Genomic DNA, 19,239 nt, shown 5'->3' with positions numbered 1-19,239 from the left:
CGCAATGACGCACCTCCGTAGCAAGCGCTTGTCGAGACCGGGGCACGGCAAGGTCGTGGCCGCCGTGCTCGGCCTCGTCGCCGCGCTGAGCCTCGGGACACTCGGGGACGCACAGGCCGCCCCGCATTCCCGGAAGACCGGGCCCGCCGCCGACCGCTGGACGGACCGACCGCACGGCTTCGCCTCCCTCGCCGGCGGCACCACCGGCGGGGCGGGCGGCAAGGTCGTCACCGTCACCGACCAGGCCGCGCTCGCCAAGTACGCGGCGGCCGAGGAGCCGTACGTCATCCGCGTCAAGGGCTCCCTGGACATGGACCCCTTCGGCACGGAGATACCCGTCGCCTCCGACAAGACCATCATCGGCGTGAGCGACACCGCCGAGATCGTGCACGGCGGCTTCACCCTCGACCCCGGCACGCACAACGTCGTGATCCGCAACCTCACCATCCGCGACACGGCCATCGAGGGCAACTGGGACTGCAAGGACACCGACTACGACGGCATCCGCCTCGACACCGCCCACCACGTGTGGATCGACCACATCCGTTTTTCGCGGATCTGCGACGGCCAGCTCGACATCCGCAAGGACAGCGAGTACGTCACCGTCTCCTACAACCAGTTCACGAACAACAACAAGACCTTCGGCATCGGCTGGACCCCGAACGTCAGGACGCAGATCACCGTCGACCACAACTGGTTCCGCGCCACCAAGCAGCGCAACCCGTCCGCCGACAACGTCGCCTACGCCCACCTCTACAACAACTACCTGTCCTCGCAGCTGTCCGACGGCGACCCCGTGTGGACGTACGGCAACTGGTCGCGCGGCCGGACGAAGATGGTCATCGAGAACAGCTTCTACGACGGCGTCCAGCACCCCTACCAGGCCGACGCCACCGCCGAACTGGTGCAGCGCGGCTCGGTCCTGCGCAACACCACGGGCCGGCACGACACGTGGGGCACGGCGTTCGACCCGGGCGCGTTCTACGCCTACCGGCTCGACCCGGCCGCCGCCGTGCCCGCGCTGGTGAAGCGGTTCTCCGGGCCGCAGAAGCGGATCGGCGGGCCTGTCACGCTGCACGTCCCGGGCGACTACCCGACCGTGCAGGCGGCTGTCGACGCCGTGCCCGATGGCAACGACACCGCCGTCGAGATCGCCATCGCGCCAGGCACCTACCGCGAGAAGGTGTTCATCCCGGCGAGCAAGCCGAACCTCGTGCTGCGGGGGACCGGACAGGACCGCTCCGACACCGTCGTCGTCTTCGACTCGCCCGCCGAGTACGGGGGTTCGACGGGGAGCGCCACCGTCCGGATCGCCGCGAACGACGTGACGGCTCGCAACCTCACCTTCAGCAACGACTTCGACGAGGCCGCGCACGAGCTGAAGGGCGAGCAGGCGCTGGCGATGAAGACGACCGGCGACCGGATCGTCTTCGAGGACACCGCGTTCCTGGGCAACCAGGACACGCTGATGACCGACAGCCCCAAGCTGACCACCCGCAGCCGGGTCTACGTCCGCGACTCCTACATCGAGGGCGACGTCGACTTCGTCTACGGCCGGGCCACCACGGTGATCGAGCGGTCGGTGATCCGGGCGCTGAGCCGGGGCTCGGACACCAACAACGGCTACATCACGGCGGCCTCGACCTGGAAGGGCAACCCGTACGGGTTCCTGATCACCCGGTCGAAGATCGTCAGCGACGCCCCTGCCGGGACCTTCCACCTGGGCCGGCCCTGGCACCCGGGCGGCGAGCCGGACGCGATCGCGCAGGTCCTGATCCGGGACACCGCGCTGCCGGCCGCGGTCAAGTCCTCGCCGTGGACCGACATGAGCGGGTTCTCGTGGAAGGACGCGCGGTTCGCCGAGTACCGCAACCACGGCCCGGGCGCGACGGTCACCGCCGACCGTCCGCAGCTGAGCGACCAGGAGGCCCGGTCCCACACCGTCGCCGCCTACCTCAGGGGCACGGATGACTGGGCACCCCACGCCCGCCACTGACCCCCACACCCTCAAGTTCCGCTGGATCCAGAAGAAGAGAGCCGACCAATGAAGATCAGCAATCGCAGAAGCAGGCGCGCCGCCACGGCCGTCGCCCTGGGGGCCGTACTCGCGCTGACCGCCACCGCGTGCGGCGACGACGGCAGCGGGGCGGGCGGCGACAAGGGCGCCGACGGCAGCGGCAAGGGCAAGATCGTCTTCTGGGACAACAACGGCGGTGTCCGCACCGAGGCCTGGAAGGCGATCATCGCCGACTTCGAGAAGGCCAACCCGGACATCAAGGTCGAGTACGTCGGGATCGCCTCCACCGAGTACCAGTCCAAGGTCGACACCGCCCTCCAGGGCGGCGGTCTGCCGGACGTCGGCGGTGTCGGCGCGGCGATGCTCGCCGGGTTCGCCGCGCAGGGCGCGCTGGAGCCGCTCGACGAGCGGCTCGAGAAGTCCTCGCTCAACGGCAAGCTCAACAAGGACATGGTCGAGTCGCTGAAGGCGGCCGGCGGTGGTGACGACAAGCTGTACTCGATCCCGACCTCCGCCAACAACGGTGTGCTGTACTACCGCACCGACCTGTTCAAGAAGGCGGGGCTCCAGGAGCCGACGACGTGGGAGCGGTTCTTCACGGCCGCCGACAAGCTCACCAACAAGGGCAAGAACGAGTTCGGCTACACGATTCGTGGCGGCGCCGGTTCCATCGCCCAGGCGCTGGACGCCATGTACGGGCAGTCCGGGATCACCTCGTTCTGGGACTCCAGCGGTGAGAAGACCACCGTCAACGACCCCAAGAACGTGGCGGCGCTGGAGAAGTACGCGGCGCTGTACAAGAAGGTCACCCCCGCGGCCGACCTCAACAACGACTTCACGAAGATGGTCGCGCAGTGGGACTCCGGCACGATCGGGATGCTGAACCACAACCTCGGGTCGTACCAGGACCATGTGAAGGCGCTCGGGGTCGACAAGTTCCGCGGTATTCCGCAGCCGACCGGGCCCGGCGGGAAGCGGGTCCAGGTCTCCAACCCGGTCGACGGCATGGGGCTGTTCAAGAGCTCCAAGAACAAGGCCGCCGCCTGGAAGTTCATCGAGTTCGCCACGTCCAAGGCGGAGAACTCGAAGTTCAACGAGTCGGCGGGGCAGGTGCCGGCGAACACGGACGCGGCGAAGGATGAGTGGATCTCGAAGGCCGAGCCCACGAAGCTGGCCGCCGGCGCGTTGTCGGACGGGTCGACGACGATTGTGCAGCTGCCGTACTACCTGCCGGACTGGAACACGATTTCCAAGGCCGACAATGAGCCGAACTTCCAGAAGGTGCTGCTCGGGAAGATGAGTGCGAAGGAATTCCTGGACACGTTGGCCGAGCAGCTGAACACCGCGCAGGAGGAGTGGAACCAGCAGAAGGGTTAGTGCTGGTTGCCGGGTTTCGCCGTGGGACGGCCTGTGGTTTGCCGGGTGCGGGCCGTCCCTGGCTGGGCGCGCAGTTCCCCGCGCCCCCAAGACAGGCACCTCCCCACCAGTCTCCCGGAAGGATCCCTGAGTTGCCTCTCAGTCGAAGACAAGTCGCCGTCGCAGCTGTCGCCTCCGTGCCTCTCGCGTTTTCCGTCACCGGTACGGCACAAGCCGGCGGTCGCCGTAATCGCACCCTCTACATCGCCGGTGATTCCACCGCCGCCCAGAAGTATGCGAACGCCGCGCCCGAGACCGGGTGGGGGATGGCGCTGCCGTTCTTTCTGCGCAAGGAGCTGGTTGTCGCCAACCATGCGGTGAACGGGCGTAGTTCCAAGAGTTTCGTCGACGAAGGGCGGCTGGAGGTCATTCTCTCCGCCATTCGGCCCGGGGACTTCCTGCTCATCCAGTTCGGTCACAACGACGAGAAGGCCGAGGACCCGACTCGGTACACCGAGCCCTGGACGACGTATCAGGACCATTTGCGGATGTACGTCGAGGGGGCCCGGGCCCGTGGGGCGCGGCCCGTCTTGGCCACCTCCGTGGAGCGGCGGAGGTTCGACGCCGGCGGGAAGGCCCTGCCGACGCACGGTGAGTACCCGGCGGCCATGCGGGCGCTGGCCGCCGAGGAGCGGGTCGCGCTGCTCGATGCGCAGGCGCTGTCGCTCGCCCTGTGGCAGGAGCTCGGCATCGAGGAGACGAAGAAGTACTTCAACTGGACCGCCACCGAGCAGGACAACACGCACTTCAATCCGCCGGGTGCGATCGCCGTGGCCCGGCTCGTGGCGAGGGAGCTGCTCCGGACCCGGGTGCTCGGGCCGCGCGATGTGCGCCGGCTGGACGAGCCGATTCCCGAGTCGTGGATCACCTGGCCGCAGGCCGCCGCGTAACACCCCCGACGCAGAAGGAAGAGAGCCGCACCATGAATGTTCCGAAGTGTCATGATCATGACAGAGTAGGCGCAGTGAAGGTCGCCGCGGTGGTCGGGTGTGCCGCGCTCGTGCTGTCCCTGAGCGGTACCGCCGCGCAGGCCGGGCCCCGGGACGTGGCCCGCCAGACGCTCGGGGCCAACGACGGGTGGGGCGCGTACGGCACCGGTACCACGGGAGGTGCCGCGGCCGATGCCGCGCACGTCTACACCGTCACCACCTGGGAGCAGTTCAAGGCCGCCCTGAAGGACGGCGGGACCGCGCCCAGGATCATCAAGGTGAAGGGGATGATCGACGCCGTCTCCCAGGGCTGCGAGGCGTTCGAGGCCGAGGGGTACGACTTCCAGAAGTACCTCGCCGCCTACGACCCCGCCGTCTGGGGGCACGACAAGCCGGTCAGCGGTGAGCAGGAGGACCTGCGGGCCGCGTCCGCCGCCCAGCAGGACAAGGCCATCAAAGCGACCGTGCCCGCCAACACCACCATCGTCGGCGTGGGCAAGAACTCCGGGATCCTCGGCGGCAGCCTCCAGATCAAGGGCGTCGACAACGTCATCGTCCGCAACCTCACCATCGAGGCCCCGGTCGACTGCTTCCCCCAGTGGGACCCGGCCGACGACAACAAGACCGGTGCCTGGAACAGCGAGTACGACGGGGTGGTCGTCTACGGCTCCACGCACGTGTGGGTCGACCACAACACGCTGACCGACGGCCGCTACCCCGACAGCTCCCTGCCGTCCTACTACGGCAAGACCTACCAGCAGCACGACGGGCTGCTCGACGTCGTGCGCGGCTCGAACCACGTGACCGTGTCCTGGAACTCGTTCAAGGACCACGACAAGACCATGCTGATCGGCAACAGCGACAGCGCCACCGCCGACGACACGGGCAAGCTGAAGGTCACGCTGCACCACAACCGCTTCGAGGGCATCGTCGAGCGGGCGCCGCGGGTGCGGTTCGGGCAGGTCGACTCGTACAACAACCACTTCGTGGTCACCAAGGGCCAGAAGTGGGGCTACGTCTACGGCATCGGCAAGGAGTCCCGGCTCGTCGCCGAGCACAACGCGTTCACGCTGGCACAGGGCATCAGCCCGGCGAAGATCCTCAAGAAGTGGAACGAGGCGCCGGTCACCGCCAACGCCAACTACGTCAACGGCAAGGCCGTCGACCTGATCGCCGTGCACAACGCGGAGATCCCCGGGGAGACGCTCCAGTCGGGCGCCGGCTGGACGCCGACGCTGCGGGCCGGCGTCGACCCGGCGAAGGCGGTCCCGGGCATCGTCGATGCCCGCGCGGGCGCCGGCCGCGTGTGCTGACCTGACCTGCACGTGAACCGGCCGGGGCGGAGGCATCGCATCCCCGCCCCGGCCCTTCCACCACCCCCCCGCACTGGCTACCCCGCATCAGCCGCACCGCGAAGGAGCAGCCGTATGCTCTCGCAGCCCCATGTCTCCCTCTCCCGCCGGAAGTTCCTCGCCGCGAGCGCCGCAGCGGGTGCCGTCGCCGGCCTCGCCGCCGTCCCCGCGCGGGCCGCAGGCACCCGGCCGCGCCCGTTCGGCCGGTACGGCGCACCGGCCGCCCGCCTGACGCCCAAGACCCTGTACGTCCACCCGGGTGGCGCCGGTGACTTCACCACCGTCCGGGACGCCGTGGCCGCCGCGAACGGCAGCGGATACACCCTCGTCATCGCCCCGGGCGTCTACCGGCAGACCGTCGCCGTCGACCCCGGCCGTACCGAGATGACCTGGATCGGGGCCAGCGAGAACCCCCGTGACGTCGTCATCGTGTACGACAACGCGGCAGGGACACCCAAGCCCGGCGGCGGCACCTACGGCACCACCGGCTCCGCCACCACCACCGTGCAGGCCGACGGGTTCACCGCCCGCTGGATCACCTTCGCCAACGACTGGCTGCGCGCCGACCACCCCGGCATCACCGGCACCCAGGCCGTCGCCCTCAAGGTCCAGGGCGACCGGTCCGCCTTCCACCACTGCCGGTTCCTCGGCCACCAGGACACCCTGTACGCCGACTCGATGGCGCTGGGCACCTTCGCCCGGCAGTACTTCGCCCACTGCTACGCCGAGGGCGACGTCGACTTCGTCTTCGGGCGGGCGACCGCCGTCTTCGAGCAGTGCCGCTTGCGGACCCTGAACCGGACCGACCTGCCGGCCGCCCCGTACGGCTTCGTCTTCGCCCCGTCGACGGCCGCCGCCAACCCGCTCGGGTACCTGGTGACCAGGAGCCGCGTCGACAGCGAGGCTCCCGACGGCTACTACAAGCTCGCCCGCCCCTGGGTGCCCAGCTCCGACATCACCGCCCGCCCCATGCTCACCGTCCGGGACACCTGGCTCGGCCCGGGCATCGACGCGGTCGCGCCCTACACCAACATGTCGAACGCCCACCCCTGGCAGTCGATGCGGTTCGCCGAGTACCGCAACACGGGACCGGGCGCCGCCGTCTCCGTTCCGGACAACCGGCCCCAGCTCACCCCCCGGCAGGCCCGTTCGGCGACCCGCGCCGGCTACCTCGGCGACTGGGAGCCGTGGAAGGAGGCGTGCTGAGTGCACCGGCGCACCCTGCTCACCGGAATCGCCGGCGGCCTCGTCGCCACCGGCGCCGCACCCGCCTTCGCCGCGGCCGGCCGTCACCGCGTCCTCCACGTCCGCCCCGGCGAGTCCGTGCAGGCCGCCGTGGACGCCGTGGAGGGCCCGGGCTGGACCGTCGTCGTACACCCGGGGACGTACCGCGAGGTCGTCGGCGTCCCGGCGGAAAAGGCCGGACTGACCCTCAGGGGGGCCACCCGGGACCCGCGGGACGTCGTCATCGTCTACGACAACGCCAACGGCACCCCGAGGCCCGACGGCTCGGGCACGTACGGCACGGCCGGCTCCGCCACCTTCACCTCGGCGGCCCCCGGGCTGACCGTCCGCGACCTCACCCTGGCCAACGACTGGCTGCGCGCCGACCATCCCGACATCACCGGCACGCAGGCGGTCGCGGCGTACACGTACGGCGACCGCACCCGCTTCGAGAACGTCCGGCTCCTGGCCCACCAGGACACCCTCTTCGTCGAGACCACCGCGCTCGGCGCCTTCGACCGGCAGTACTTCCGGCACTGCTACATCGAGGGCGACGTCGACTTCGTCTTCGGGCGGGCGACCGCCGTGTTCGAGCAGTGCCACTTCCGCACGCTGGCGCGGGCCGTGGACTTCACCCCCAAGGGCATGGTCTTCGCGCCCTCCACGGCCCGGGCGAATCCGTACGGCATCCTCGCCGTCCGCTGCCGCATCACCTCCGGAGCCGAGGACGGTGCCTACAAGCTGGCCCGGCCCTGGGTGCCGTCGTACGAGACCACGGCCTGGCCGTCGCTGGTGGCGCGGGAGACCCGGATCGGGCCGGGCATCGACGCGGCGGCCCCGTACACCAACATGCGGGAGGCCTACCCCTGGCAGTCGATGCGGTTCGCCGAGTACCGCAACACCGGGCCGGGCGCCGCCGTCCCCGTTCCGGAGAACCGGCCTCAGCTCGGCCGCGCGCAGGCCGCGCTGCACACCAGGGAGACGTACCTCGGCGACTGGCGGCCCTATGCGTAGGGCCGCCGTGCTCCTCCTCGGCCTCTGCCTGCTCTGGCCGGCCTCGCCTGCCTCCGCCGCCGAACGCGCCCCCGTCGGCTGGGCCTCGGCCGGCTCCGGCACCAGCGGCGGGGCGGGCGGCAGGACCTGGACGGTGGACACCCGCGCCGAACTCAAGACCGCCCTCGCGAACGACGGCGATCCCACCGCGCCCAAGGTGATCCGGGTCGTCGGCGACATCAACGGCCACGAGAGCGACGACGGTTCCCTGCTCGGCGAGCAGGACTACGCGCCCGGATACGACCTCGGCACGTACATGTCCTGCTTCGGCGAGGACGGCGCCGTCTGGTCCGACACCCGCTTCGAGTACTGCAAGCAGCAGCGGCAGCTGCGCCAGACCGGCTCGAACAAGGAGAAGGCGCAGATCCAGCTCACCGTGCCGAGCAACACGACCCTCGTCGGCACGGGCCGCGACGCCCGGCTGCTCGGGGTGTTCCTGACGGTCAACACCGGCAGCAACATCGTCGTGCGGAACCTGCACCTGGAGGCGCCCGTCGACCACTTCACCAGCTGGTCCCCGGACGACGGCACGCGGGGCAGCTGGAACGCCCGCTTCGACGCGCTCACCGTCATCACCGGCCGGAACATCTGGATCGACCACTGCACCTTCACCGACGGCCGGTTCCCCGACCGCGAGGCACCCCTCGGTTTCCACGGGGAGCGCGTGCAGCGGCACGACGGGCTGCTCGACATCGAGGACGGTTCCGACCTCGTCACGGTCTCCGACAGCCGGTTCGAGGACCACGACAAGGCGATCCTCATCGGGTCGGGCGACGGCCGCGGCGACCGGGACCGGGGACACCTCAAGGTGACCTTCGTCCGCAACCTGTTCAGCGGCATCGTGCAGCGCGCCCCGCGGGTCCGCTTCGGGCAGGTGCACGTCGTCAACAACGTCCACCGGGGGCAGGCACCTCTCTACGCCCTGGGCGTCGGCGTGGAGTCAGCGATCTTCTCCGAGCGCAACGTCTTCCGGTATCCCGGGGGACGGCCGTCCCTCGCCGTCGCGGACTACGGGGGCGAACGGTTCCGCGACACCGGCTCCTGGTTCAACGGCCGGCCCGCCCGGCTCAACGCCGTGGCGAGCGGCCTCGGCCTCGGAACCGACGTCGGCTGGGATCCCGCCGATGTGTACGACTACCGCGCACTGACGTCCCCGTCGGCGGTAGAGCGGTACGTGCTGCGGCACGCCGGAACCGGGAGGTCGTATGGGCACCCATGAGCCGCTCGGCCGGCGGACGTTCGTGGTCGGCACGGGCACGGCGCTGCTGGCCGGGGGAGCGGTGAGCGGGGCGGAGGCCGCGGTCGCGGACGGCCCGCTGCCCGACTTCCATCCGGCGCTGAAGGACGCCCTGACCTTTCCGCTCGCCTGGGGGAGATCCCCGGTCCGCGACTTCGGCGCCTGGCGGCGCGCCGCCCGGGCCACGGTCGAGGAGCACCTGCTCGTCGAACGGCAGGACGGGACGCCGTACGCGCCGCAGGTCGCTGGCCGTGCTCAGGGAGAGGGATACACAAGGGAGTTGATCACTGTCTCCCTCACCCGCTACGAACGCGTGCGCGGCGCCCTGCTCACCCCGCACGGCAAGGGCCCCTTCCCCGCCGTGCTGCTCCTGCACGACCACGGCGCCAAGTTCGACATCGGGAAGGAGAAACTGGTCCTGCCCTGGTACGACGACACGCGTCTGGCCTCCGCCCGGGCCTGGGCGGACAAGTACTTCAGCGGGCGGTTCGTCGGTGACGAACTGGCCCGGCGCGGCTATGTGGTGCTGTGCCTGGACGCGCTCGGCTGGGGCGATCGCGGCCCGCTCGCCTACGACCAGCAGCAGGCCCTCGCCGCCAACTTCTACAACCTCGGCTCCTCGCTCGCCGGGCTCATGGCCCGGGAGGACCAGCGGGCAGCCGCCTTCCTGGCGGGACTCGACCGGGTGGACGCCCGGCGGGTCGCGGCCGTCGGCTTCTCCATGGGCGCCTACCGCGCCTGGCAGACCGCCGCCCTCAGCGACCACATCGCCGCCGCCGCGAGTGTGTGCTGGATGACCGGCCTCAAGGAAATGATGGTGCCCGGCAACAACACGCTGCGCGGACAGTCGGCGTACTACATGCTGCACCCGGGTCTCGCCCGGCACCTCGACATCCCCGACGTGGCGAGCATCGCCGCCCCCAGGCCGATGCTGTTCCTGAACGGTGGGCTCGACACGCTGTTCCCGGCCGACGGCGTACGGGTCGCGTACGACAAGCTGCGTGCCGTCTGGCGGTCGCGCAACGCCGGGGAGCGGATACGGACGAAGACGTGGCCGGAGCTCGGCCACGTCTTCACCCACGAGATGCAGGACGAGGTCTTCAGCTGGCTCGACGACGTCCTGTGAGGCTCATCGCCGTACCGGCTCGACGCCCTCCAGCGTCGGCACCACCGGCTTGATCGTGCCGTCGGCAGCGAACTCCATGCGGTCGATGGTGGTCTCGCGGTGCATACCGTCGCCGCCCGGCCTGCCCGGGCCGTTGAGGGCGAAGCGGTGGTAGACCATGTACCAGTCGTCGGTGCCGGGGGTGTTCACCACCGAGTGGTGACCGGTGCCGAGGATGCCGTACTCGGGCCGCTTCTGAAGGATCGTCCCGCGCTTGGTCCACGGGCCGAGCGGGGACGGTCCCGTCGCGTACGCCACGTGGTAGTTCTCGCTGCGGGTGTCGTCCTCCGACCACATGAAGTAGTACGTGCCCTTCCGCTTGATCACGAAGGAGCCCTCGCGGAAGTTGTCCGGGGTGATGTCCCGCACCTTCGACGCGTCGAAGGACACCATGTCGTCGCCCAGCGGCACGACGTACCCGTGGCCGTTGCCCCAGTACAGGTACGCCTGGCCGTCGTCGTCCGTGAAGACCGACGGGTCGATCATCTGGCCCTTGAGCGCCCCGCCCTTGGCGACCAGCGGCTTGCCGAGCGCGTCCTTGAAGGGGCCCGCGGGGGAGTCGGCGACCGCCACGCCGATCTGCTGCTCGGCGCAGAAGTAGAAGTAGTACTTGCCGTTGCGCTCGGCGATCGCGGGCGCCCAGGCGTACTTGTCGGCCCAGGTCACGTCGGGCCCGAGGTCGAGGATGACGCCGTGGTCCTTCCAGTGGACCAGGTCCTTCGACGAGTACGCCTTGAACTTGGTGCCGCTCCAGCCCTGGAAGCCGTCCGTCGTCGGGTAGATCCAGTATCTGCCGTTCAGGTAGTGGACGTCGGGGTCGGCGTTCAGGCCCGGAAGCATGGGGCTGCGGGTGCGGACCGCCTCGACCGTCCAGGTGCGCCTGGTGCCGTCGGCCGCCGTCACGGTGTACTTCTGAGGCGTACGGAAGTCGCGCCGGGTCCCGGACTCCGGGCTCAGCGTGGCGCCCTCACCGACCCACAGCTTCGGGGCGAGGCCGCGCAGATCGGCATCCGGCTCCATCGGCAGGACGACCTTGGACGCGCTGTCCGTGACGATCGAGTAGCCCTTCTGGTGCTTCGCCGTCGCGTCCACGACCGAGGTGGGCGTGGCCGGGTACGCCGCCAGCAGCCGGTCGTACTCCTTCTGCGTCACCGGGAGCACCGTGCCGTGCCGGGGGCTCGCCGGGAGCTGGTAGTCCGTGGACGGGGTCCACTTGCCGGAAGCGAGGTCGGTGGTCTCGAACGGAACGTAACCGCGGCCGCCGTACTCGTCGATGAACAGGTACCACTTCTTCTCGGTGTTCGACTTGAACACCGTCGGGCCCTCGCCGCGGTCCATCGCGCCCTTGCCGATGCAGTCGGCCACGAAGTCGTACTTCGTCGAGGTCAGGGACGTCGACTTCTCACCGGTGATGAACTTCGAGCAGGGGCTGGAGGAGCTGGGGTCCCGCTCGTCCTTGGTGTAGCGGTAGTACTCGTCCTTGTACTTCACGACCGTGGAGTCGATCACCGAGTAGCCCGGGTCGTTCCAGATCTTCGGCTTGCTGAAGGTGCGGAAGTCCTTGGTGGTCGCGTACATCATCTTGTTGTACGTGTTGCCCTTGTGGTCCGGGTCGTCGTCGGCGTACAGCTTCGACGCCCAGAAGACGACGTACTCACCCAGCTCGTCGTCCCAGTAGGCCTCCGGGGCCCAGGTGTTGCCCGCGTTGTCCGGGGACACCTTCACCAGGCGCTGGTCGGTCCAGTGGACCAGGTCGGTGGACTCCCAGACCATGATCGACTTGCTGCCGTGCCGCTGCACCTGGTCCCAGCTGCCGCTGGAGTTCTGGTACATCCGCAGGTCGGTGGCGATCAGGAAGAACTTGTCGCCCTTGGGGGAGCGGATCACGAACGGGTCGCGCAGGCCCTTCTCGCCGATCGTCGACGTCAGGACCGGCTTGCCGGCGTTCAGCTCACGCCAGTGCAGCGCGTCGTTGCCCCGGCTCAGGGCGTAACGGATCTGCTCGCCGTCGGCGGTGCCCTCACCCGTGAAGTAGGCGAAGAGATAGCCGGCGTACTTGGAGTGCTTCACGGGTGGTGCTCCGGAGTCCGCGGTGCTGGGCGGCGCGGTGAGAAGGGTCAGGACGAGGCCGGTCAGGGCCAGGAACGGCAGCAGGAGCGTGCGGGGGCGCATGACACTTCCTGTCGGAGTCTGGGGGATTCTGTTGGAGTGGCGGCCTTCGGAGTTTCACCGGACGGGGACAGGGCGTCAACGGGTGTGCATGAGGCGGGTGGTTCCGAAACTTTCGCAGACGCGGGCACGCCCGTGCACGTGACAGCGGCAACGGTGGCGACGGCGGCAACCCTTTCGCGGCACGGCGGCGACTGCTGGTCGGAAACGGGCCGGAGCGGGCCCCTCTGAACCGTTTCCGACCCCGTCGCCTAGGAAAGGAACGCTCCGTGCTGCTCAGCACAGGACGCCACCGCAGGACCCGTACGCTCACCATCGCCGCCGCGGTGGTCTGTGCCTCGGGGGCGGGCGGCGTCTATCTCGGGCTCTCGGGCGGCGGCGCGCAGGCCGCCTCGTCGACGGTCACCGTCTCCACCACGGCCCAGCTCGAAGCGGCCGTGCGGAACGCCACCGCCGGCACGGTCATCGAGGTCCACGGCGGCACCTACCACCCGGCCGCGACCCTCAAGTCCACGGCGAACGGCACCAGTTCGGCACGCATCACCCTGCGGGCACAGGGTGGCGAGAGGGTCCGGATCGACGGCTCCGAGCTGCCCGACGGCTCCTGGCTGGCCGCCATCCACGGCGACTACTGGACCGTCGAGAACCTCGCCTTCGTCAACTCCCCGGCCCAGGGCTTCGTCGCCACGTCCTCGGCCGGCGGCGTCTTCCGGAACCTCGTCACCGCGGACAACGGCGACTCCGGCTTCACCCTGCGCGGCGACGGCACGACCGGCAACCTCGTGCAGAACCTGGACAGCCATGGCAACTACGACCCGGCCGGCCAGGGCCGGAACGCCGACGGCATCGCCGTCAAGTTCGGCTCCGGGACGGGCAACAGGATCACCGGCGCCCGGCTGTCCGACAACTCCGACGACGGGCTCGACCTGTGGCAGTTCTCCTCGCCGGTCACCATCGAGCACTCCTGGGCCTTCGGCAACGGCGACAACCGCCGGCGCGCCCCTGCCTTCGAGGGCAACGGCAACGGCTTCGAACTGGGCGGCGGGGGAGCGTCGGTCGCCCACGTCGTCGACAACAACGCCGCCTGGGACAACAGGCTGCACGGCTTCACCGAGAACTCCAACACCGGCGCCATCGCCCTGAACCGCAACACCGCGTACGCCAACGCCCGGAACGGCTTCCACTTCGCCACCGGCAAGGCCCGCCTCGGCAAGAACCTCGCCGTGGGCGACAAGGGCGGCCCCGCGAAGCTGGGCTCCGCGGCCGTCTCCGCCGGCAACAACTGGGACAGCGGCGTCGCGACCCCGCCCTTCACGTCGACGGACGCGAAAAGCGCGTACGCCGCGCGCGGGGCGGACGGCGCCCTCCCCGCGACGACGTTCCTGACCACCGGCCCCACGGCCATCGGGTCGACGATGGAGTAGCGCCGTGCCTCCTCGGCGGGCCGGTCACGGGCAGGTGTCCATCCAGCGGGTGACCAGCGAGGTGTCGTTCTTGTCGGCGTCACGAGCGGGACCGCACAGGAACGGGCCGAAGCGGGTGTCGGCACGCAGCCAGAGGCTGAAGAACGACACGATCCACTTGCCCTGCTTGGCCTTGTCGCCGTAGCCCGTCATCGGGCACAGGTGGTCGCCCGGTACCTCGATGTACAGCTTCTCCGCCCGGGACATGGAGTTGTACCAGGGCACCGCGAAGGTGTCGCCGTGGGCGACGGGGTCGCTCTGACAGGTCAGGAAGAAGGTGGGCTCGGTGACCGAGGAGAAGTTCCCGTTCGGGTGGTACGGGGCGGTCGGCACGCCCGCCTGGAAGCGCGGGTCGTCCCGGAGGGCCGCCATGACGCCCCCGCCGCCCATCGAGTGACCGGCCGCGCCGAGGGTGCCGTCGAGCTTCCCCGACAGCGGGTTGCCGGGGGTCTTGCCGAGCGCGAGCAACTGGGTGCCGGCGGCGCTGATCTGGCGGCCGCGCGATTCGGGATCGTCGGTGAGTGTCTTCGTTCCGACGTTGATGACGACGAAGCCCCAGGAGGCGAGGCGAGGTGCCAGCCACCGCAGGTTCTGCTGGGTGCCCTGGTAGCCCGGCATCAGCACGACGCCCGGATACGAGCCCTTGGCCGTGGGATACGTGACCGTACCCGAGCCGTACCCGCTCGGGCGGGGAACGGTGTAGGCGGCGGTGGTCAGCGGCCCGTCGGCGGCCTCCAGGGAGGCGGTCGTCGGGGACGGGATGCCGGCGGTGACTGCCGGCGCGGCGGTGGCCGTCAGCAGAGTCAGCGCCAAGCCGATGGTGGTTGCCAGTGCGATCAGCGCCGTCACGGGGCGGGATCGAGTCCGTAACGGCGCGCTGGAGTCGGTGGAACGACTAGATGGACGCATTGCTCTACCTCCGGAAAGCGCTAGCGGGACTGCGCGAAGAGCCAGTCGATGACCACGTCGTTCTCGTACGTCTGGGCCCATGACAGGTGGGGGTTCACCGGTGTCGTTCCGGCCGTGTAGCTCGTGAACAGCACGTGGCTGCGCGTGGCCCGGGCCTGCCGCAGGAGGGCCCGCGACCGGGCCTCGAACTGTGCCTTCGGCAGGTCGTTGGCCCACTCCCCGCGGGTGACCCGCGCACCGGCGGTCTCCAGCGCGTTCATCAGGGTCCAGGTGCCGGGGTTGCCGAACCGGCCCTCCCGGTAGGGGACGACCGGGTCGTCGACCGAGTGGTCGGCCCAGATCGGGATGTGCGTGATCCTGTCCATGGCGGCCGCTTCGCCCCAGCCGGCCGTGGGCAGGGCGGCGGCGAACACGTCGGGTCGCTCGGCCAGCAGGCTGTAGATGCCGCGCCCGCCCGAAGACAGGCCGACCAGATAGAGCCGGCCGGTGTCCACGTGGTCCGGGTGCTCGCGCACGAAGGTGTCGATGAGTTCGATCAGCGCGGCCTGGACCTTCGCGTCGGTCCAGTCCGTGCCGTCGGGTCCGTCCATGGGACGGGGCAGGGGGACCTGCGGAGAGAGGACGAACGCGGGGTTGCGCCGCTGTCGTTCCGGTTCGGCGAACGTGACCGCGATCCGGTTGGAAGTCAGCTGGGTCATGTTGTTGTCCGCGACTTCGCCACCGCCGTGCAGGGTGACGACGAGCGGGTACCGGGTACGGGTCTGCGGGTTCCGTAGGAATCCCGCGGGCCGGTACAGCCGGAAGTCCAGTTCGAAGCCTGCGGAGTCGGTGAAGGAACCGGCGGCGAAGTCGTCTACCACGGGAGTGATGACGTCGTCGTTCCGGTGCGCGAACGGACCGGCTTTCAGGACCGGTTCACCCGCCGGGGTGCGCACGTCCGCCACCTGTCTGACGCAGTAGGCGCGGTCGAGCGGAAGGGGATCGGTGGTGCCGACCGCCCTCGCGCCTGCGTCGTTCGGATCGAGCTCGATGATCAGGCGGTCCCCCGGTCGTCCGGGGTGGGAGCGGTCGTCCACCGCGGCCGAGGTGTGGGAGTAGACCCGGGTCACCGTACGAGCCGCTGTCTTTCCGCCCACGGTGGCCTGCACCTGGAAGGCGGTGGGCGGGACCGTCCCGCCGGGTAAGTCGATGCGGTGCGCGTACTGGACGGCGACGGCTGTCACCAGCCAGTTGTTCCTCGGTGTCACCTGCGTGATGAGGTCCGTCCGCAGGACCGGGTTGGGTCCTGAGGCCGCTTGCCGTCCTTCGGACGGGGCTGCCGTGGCCGACGTGCTCACGGTCGGCGCCGCGACCGCACCCGCGGTGACGGCGAGCACCGTACGTCTGGGGATCGATCTCATGGGTCCTCGTCTCGGTCATCGGGCTGGGGGGCGGGCCGAGGTATTACGCGAGCGTGAGGTGTTACGCGAGAGTTTCGGAGCACCACCGGATCCCTGTCCAGCATCAAACCGAGATCTGTCCATGCGATACGCGCATCAATGCGGAGGTACGACGACGCCCCCGCCGGTTCTCACCGGCGGGGGCGTCCTGCCGACCGGCCGAGGGGGGCTCGGCCAGGGCTGTCCGGCCGTCCGAAGGGGGGCTCCGGAGGGCCGGGGGTGCCGGGAGGTCCGACTGGGGCCCGGACATCCGGCAGCCGGCCGGCCCGAAGGGGGGATTCGGGCCGGCCGGAGTTCACATGTGCCGCGGCGTCACTGGTAGCTGATGTCCGAGGCCTTGAACTTGCAGGTCTTGCCGTCCGGGCCGGGCGGGGTCAGCTCCTTGGGCTCCTTGCCCGTGTTGTTGCCCTCGAAGCGCACACACGTCTTGATCTTCTTCTTGCTGTCGCCGTGGATGCGGATCTTCGACAGCGTCGCCGTGTCGCCGTAGTTGGCGTTCACGCCGACGATGGAGTTCATCGGCGCCGTCACATCGATGTCGTTCAGCACGACCGTGCGCTTGTACTGCGTCTTGCAGTTGCCGCAGGAGCGCACCAGCTTCCCGGCGTTCTGCACCTGGAAGCCCGACACGTTCAGCGTCCCGGCGCCGTTGAACTGGAGCACCTTGTCGTCGGCGTTCTTCGCGCCGCCGCCGATCACCTTGTACACGGCCGACGACGACTTGCCCTTGAAGCTGGCCGCGTCCTCGCCGACGTCCGTCCACCACACGTTCTGGAGCGTGCAGCTGCCCTTGCAGTGCACGCCGTCCGCGGCCGGGGTGCCGATGATGACGTTCTTGAGCACCGCGCCGTCGGCCAGCTCGAAGATGGGGTCCTGGCCCTCGTCCTGGCTGTCGCCGCCGAGCGCGCCGGAGCCGTAGAACATCTTCATCCCGCCGTCGTGGACACCGGAGACCGGGATGGTCTTCGACACGGGCGTCTTGCCCTTGTCCGTGGGCCAGGAGGTCGCGGCGCCCGCGGTGGACAGCATCGACGTGGTGACGACCGCCGCTCCCGTGATGCCGAAGGCGGCTAACCCGGCGATCACCGCCCGCCGCTTGGTGACCCGGCGGCGATGGCGGACGCGCTGTTCTGCTGGTGCAGTCATGTACCGATTCCTCAATGGGGGGTGATTCTTGCGCCTGGTGGTCGCCACCCGTGAGGAAAGGGTTGCCGCGTCTTCAGGAATTTTTCACGAGTCGTCGTCGGTGTCGTCCACGGCCGCGAAACCGCCGCCCACGGACAAGCCCTGCGAACCCGCGGCGGCCGTCACCGCGTAGCGGTCGGCGCCGGCATCACGGCCGCCGCGCTCGTGGTCGAACTGGCCCGCGAACACCCACTCGCCTGCCGGGACCCTGCGGCCCTCCTTCAGGGTCCAGGTGTAGACGAGGAAGCCGTCCCGCTCGCCGACCGTGAGTGTGAAGTCCTGCTCGGGCAGCGACCGCCAGGCGCCCGCGTCGGAGACCCCGCCGGTCTGGGCGACGCTCAACCGCACGGTCAGCGCGGTCAGTTCCGAGCGCGTCTTGATCGTGATGTTGCTCTGCGCCCAGAAGTCGTTGCTGTGCGGGTCGACCGAGCCGTCCGACCACAGCGGCCCGTCCTCGGTGGCGGCGGGCGGCCGCCCGGTGACGGAGGTGCTCGGCGTCCGCGAGGGCGGCGGAGCGGACTCGCTGCGCTCCGGCGGGGCGGACGGGGTGGGGTCCACCGGCGGCGCGGGGGCCCGGCTCGTGGCCTCCGGCGACGGTGTGGGCGTCGGCGACGTCGCCACGTCCTGCTGCTGCGGGGCGGTCTCCTCCTTCACCGCGGACGCGACCGCGTAACCGCCCACCGCCAGCACACCCGCCACCGCGGCCGTCGCACCGGCCACCCGCATCCACCCGAACACCGGCGGACGCGTCGCCCGGTGGCCGGAACCGGCCGGACCGGCCATGCCCCGCTCGACCCGGGCCAGGATCTGCTCCCGGTCGGGCTGGTGCGTCCCGGCCGCCTCGTGCAGCCGGGCGCGCAGCTCCTCGTGCACGTCCCGCCGCATGGTCATCGGTCCCTTCCTCCGCCCTCACCGGTGCGCGCCCGCAAGCCTTCCACGACCGGTGAGCTACGGGGAGCGCCCACCGCCGCGTGCATCCGCTGCGGTACTCCCTGTGTGCCCAGCAACCGCTGGAGTTCGGCCATTCCCTTGGAGGTCTGGCTCTTCACCGTACCCACCGAGACGCCGAGGGCGAGCGCGGTGTCCTTCTCCGAGAGGTCGAAGGCGTGCCGCAGCACCACACAGGCCCGCTTGCGGAACGGCAGTCTGCGCAACGCCTCCTGGACGTCGACCACGCCCGGGACGTCCGGGTTCTCGGTGTTCTCCTCGCGCTGCGACCAGAACAGGGCGATGCGCCGGCGCTCGCGCACGGCGCTGCGGATCCGGGTGCGGGCCAGGTTGGCGACCACACCGCGCGCGTACGCCGCCGGATGGTCGGCCGCGCGTACCCGGTCCCAGCGGTGCCACAGCGCCAGCAACGCGTCCGCCGCCAGATCGTCGGCGGTGTCCGACTCGCCCGTCAGCAGATAGGCCAGGCGGGACAGTTCGGCGTAGTGACGCTCGAAGAAGGCGTGGAACTCCACGGAGGCGGCGTCGTCGACGACTGTGCCCACGGGCGACCTCTCCTCGCAGCGGCTTCGGGCACTCCGGGCGGGGGTGCCTATGCGTGTCATGTAGATGACATGTGATCATCCGGGGGAGGTCCGGACGAGATCGGGAAGCGTAGCAGCGTTCTCAGGACGGTTCGTACGGAGCTTCGAACGGCGTATGGCAGGCCGGACTCTGATTCCGTAACACGAAG

At 69.9% G+C, this 19,239-nt stretch carries 15 protein-coding genes; 9 read left to right on the top strand and 6 right to left on the bottom strand.

From position 1 onward, the window contains the following. Positions 1-4 precede the first annotated feature (4 nt). The 8 genes from ACH4G3_RS26335 to ACH4G3_RS26300 all read left to right on the top strand — a co-directional run bounded on the left by ACH4G3_RS26335 (position 5) and on the right by ACH4G3_RS26300 (position 10,354). Positions 5-1,996 (top strand): pectinesterase family protein, encoded by a 1,992-nt coding sequence (locus ACH4G3_RS26335; protein WP_397626830.1) that lies wholly within the window; start codon positions 5-7, stop codon positions 1,994-1,996. A gap of 48 nt (positions 1,997-2,044) precedes the next feature. Further along, positions 2,045-3,394, top strand: a complete 1,350-nt coding sequence (locus ACH4G3_RS26330; RefSeq protein WP_397626829.1) for an ABC transporter substrate-binding protein — start codon at positions 2,045-2,047, stop codon at positions 3,392-3,394. Between the two features lie 131 nt (positions 3,395-3,525). Continuing rightward, complete coding sequence (locus ACH4G3_RS26325) at positions 3,526-4,323, top strand: rhamnogalacturonan acetylesterase (protein WP_397626828.1); 798 nt, start codon at positions 3,526-3,528, stop codon at positions 4,321-4,323. A 32-nt stretch (positions 4,324-4,355) separates the two neighbouring features. After that, a complete protein-coding gene (locus ACH4G3_RS26320; RefSeq protein ID WP_397626827.1) occupies positions 4,356-5,675 on the top strand; it encodes a pectate lyase family protein in 1,320 nt (439 codons plus the stop codon). Between the two features lie 114 nt (positions 5,676-5,789). Continuing rightward, on the top strand, positions 5,790-6,920 hold the full coding sequence (locus ACH4G3_RS26315) for a pectinesterase family protein (RefSeq protein WP_397626826.1): 1,131 nt from the start codon (positions 5,790-5,792) through the stop codon (positions 6,918-6,920). Continuing rightward, positions 6,921-7,952, top strand: coding sequence for a pectinesterase family protein (locus ACH4G3_RS26310; RefSeq protein WP_397626825.1), 1,032 nt, complete (start codon positions 6,921-6,923; stop codon positions 7,950-7,952). After that, positions 7,945-9,210, top strand: coding sequence for a pectate lyase family protein (locus ACH4G3_RS26305; RefSeq protein WP_397626824.1), 1,266 nt, complete (start codon positions 7,945-7,947; stop codon positions 9,208-9,210). The genes ACH4G3_RS26310 and ACH4G3_RS26305 overlap by 8 nt, the downstream gene beginning before the upstream one ends. After that, complete coding sequence (locus ACH4G3_RS26300; RefSeq protein WP_397626823.1) at positions 9,197-10,354, top strand: dienelactone hydrolase family protein; 1,158 nt, start codon at positions 9,197-9,199, stop codon at positions 10,352-10,354. Before ACH4G3_RS26305 ends, ACH4G3_RS26300 begins: the two co-directional genes overlap by 14 nt. A 3-nt stretch (positions 10,355-10,357) precedes the next feature. Here the strand turns inward: ACH4G3_RS26300 and ACH4G3_RS26295 are convergent, their stop codons facing one another. After that, the gene (locus ACH4G3_RS26295) at positions 10,358-12,565 is read right to left on the bottom strand and encodes a glycoside hydrolase family 43 protein (RefSeq protein WP_397626822.1); all 2,208 of its coding nucleotides are present in this window, start codon (positions 12,563-12,565) and stop codon (positions 10,358-10,360) included. 266 nt (positions 12,566-12,831) lie between these two features. On the opposite strand from ACH4G3_RS26295, the gene ACH4G3_RS26290 reads away from it, so the two are divergent. Further along, entirely contained in the window at positions 12,832-13,986 is a 1,155-nt protein-coding gene (locus tag ACH4G3_RS26290; RefSeq protein ID WP_397626821.1) for a right-handed parallel beta-helix repeat-containing protein, read from the top strand. A 24-nt stretch (positions 13,987-14,010) separates the two neighbouring features. Here ACH4G3_RS26290 and ACH4G3_RS26285 read toward each other — a convergent pair whose 3' ends face one another. From ACH4G3_RS26285 to ACH4G3_RS26265, 5 genes are all read right to left on the bottom strand, one after another. Continuing rightward, positions 14,011-14,874, bottom strand: coding sequence for a poly(ethylene terephthalate) hydrolase family protein (locus tag ACH4G3_RS26285; RefSeq protein WP_397626820.1), 864 nt, complete (start codon positions 14,872-14,874; stop codon positions 14,011-14,013). 80 nt (positions 14,875-14,954) lie between these two features. After that, positions 14,955-16,334 carry a prolyl oligopeptidase family serine peptidase gene (locus ACH4G3_RS26280; protein WP_397626819.1) on the bottom strand — a complete coding sequence of 460 codons (1,380 nt, stop codon included), beginning with the start codon at positions 16,332-16,334 and terminating at the stop codon, positions 14,955-14,957. Positions 16,335-16,685: 351 nt separating this feature from the next. Then, on the bottom strand, positions 16,686-17,519 hold the full coding sequence (locus tag ACH4G3_RS26275; RefSeq protein WP_397626818.1) for a pectate lyase: 834 nt from the start codon (positions 17,517-17,519) through the stop codon (positions 16,686-16,688). Positions 17,520-17,603: 84 nt separating this feature from the next. Then, positions 17,604-18,449, bottom strand: coding sequence for a hypothetical protein (locus ACH4G3_RS26270; protein ID WP_397626817.1), 846 nt, complete (start codon positions 18,447-18,449; stop codon positions 17,604-17,606). Next, positions 18,446-19,051, bottom strand: coding sequence for a SigE family RNA polymerase sigma factor (locus ACH4G3_RS26265; RefSeq protein WP_397626816.1), 606 nt, complete (start codon positions 19,049-19,051; stop codon positions 18,446-18,448). The genes ACH4G3_RS26270 and ACH4G3_RS26265 overlap by 4 nt, the downstream gene beginning before the upstream one ends. Positions 19,052-19,239: the final 188 nt, after the last annotated feature.

Origin of the sequence: Streptomyces afghaniensis (assembly GCF_044327915.1) — a bacterium.
Lineage (GTDB): Bacteria > Actinomycetota > Actinomycetes > Streptomycetales > Streptomycetaceae > Streptomyces > Streptomyces afghaniensis.
The sequence above is the reverse complement of the archived record's forward strand: the minus strand, read 5'-3'. Positions and strand labels throughout refer to the sequence as shown.

Coding starts and splice junctions, on each gene's coding strand:
- ACH4G3_RS26335 (WP_397626830.1), top strand. CDS start 5: ATGACGCACCTCCGTAGCAAGCGCTTGTCGAGACCGGGGCACGGCAAG.
- ACH4G3_RS26330 (WP_397626829.1), top strand. CDS start 2,045: ATGAAGATCAGCAATCGCAGAAGCAGGCGCGCCGCCACGGCCGTCGCC.
- ACH4G3_RS26320 (WP_397626827.1), top strand. CDS start 4,356: ATGAATGTTCCGAAGTGTCATGATCATGACAGAGTAGGCGCAGTGAAG.
- ACH4G3_RS26315 (WP_397626826.1), top strand. CDS start 5,790: ATGCTCTCGCAGCCCCATGTCTCCCTCTCCCGCCGGAAGTTCCTCGCC.
- ACH4G3_RS26305 (WP_397626824.1), top strand. CDS start 7,945: ATGCGTAGGGCCGCCGTGCTCCTCCTCGGCCTCTGCCTGCTCTGGCCG.
- ACH4G3_RS26300 (WP_397626823.1), top strand. CDS start 9,197: ATGGGCACCCATGAGCCGCTCGGCCGGCGGACGTTCGTGGTCGGCACG.
- ACH4G3_RS26295 (WP_397626822.1), bottom strand. CDS start 12,565: ATGCGCCCCCGCACGCTCCTGCTGCCGTTCCTGGCCCTGACCGGCCTC.
- ACH4G3_RS26280 (WP_397626819.1), bottom strand. CDS start 16,334: ATGAGATCGATCCCCAGACGTACGGTGCTCGCCGTCACCGCGGGTGCG.
- ACH4G3_RS26275 (WP_397626818.1), bottom strand. CDS start 17,519: ATGACTGCACCAGCAGAACAGCGCGTCCGCCATCGCCGCCGGGTCACC.
- ACH4G3_RS26270 (WP_397626817.1), bottom strand. CDS start 18,449: ATGACCATGCGGCGGGACGTGCACGAGGAGCTGCGCGCCCGGCTGCAC.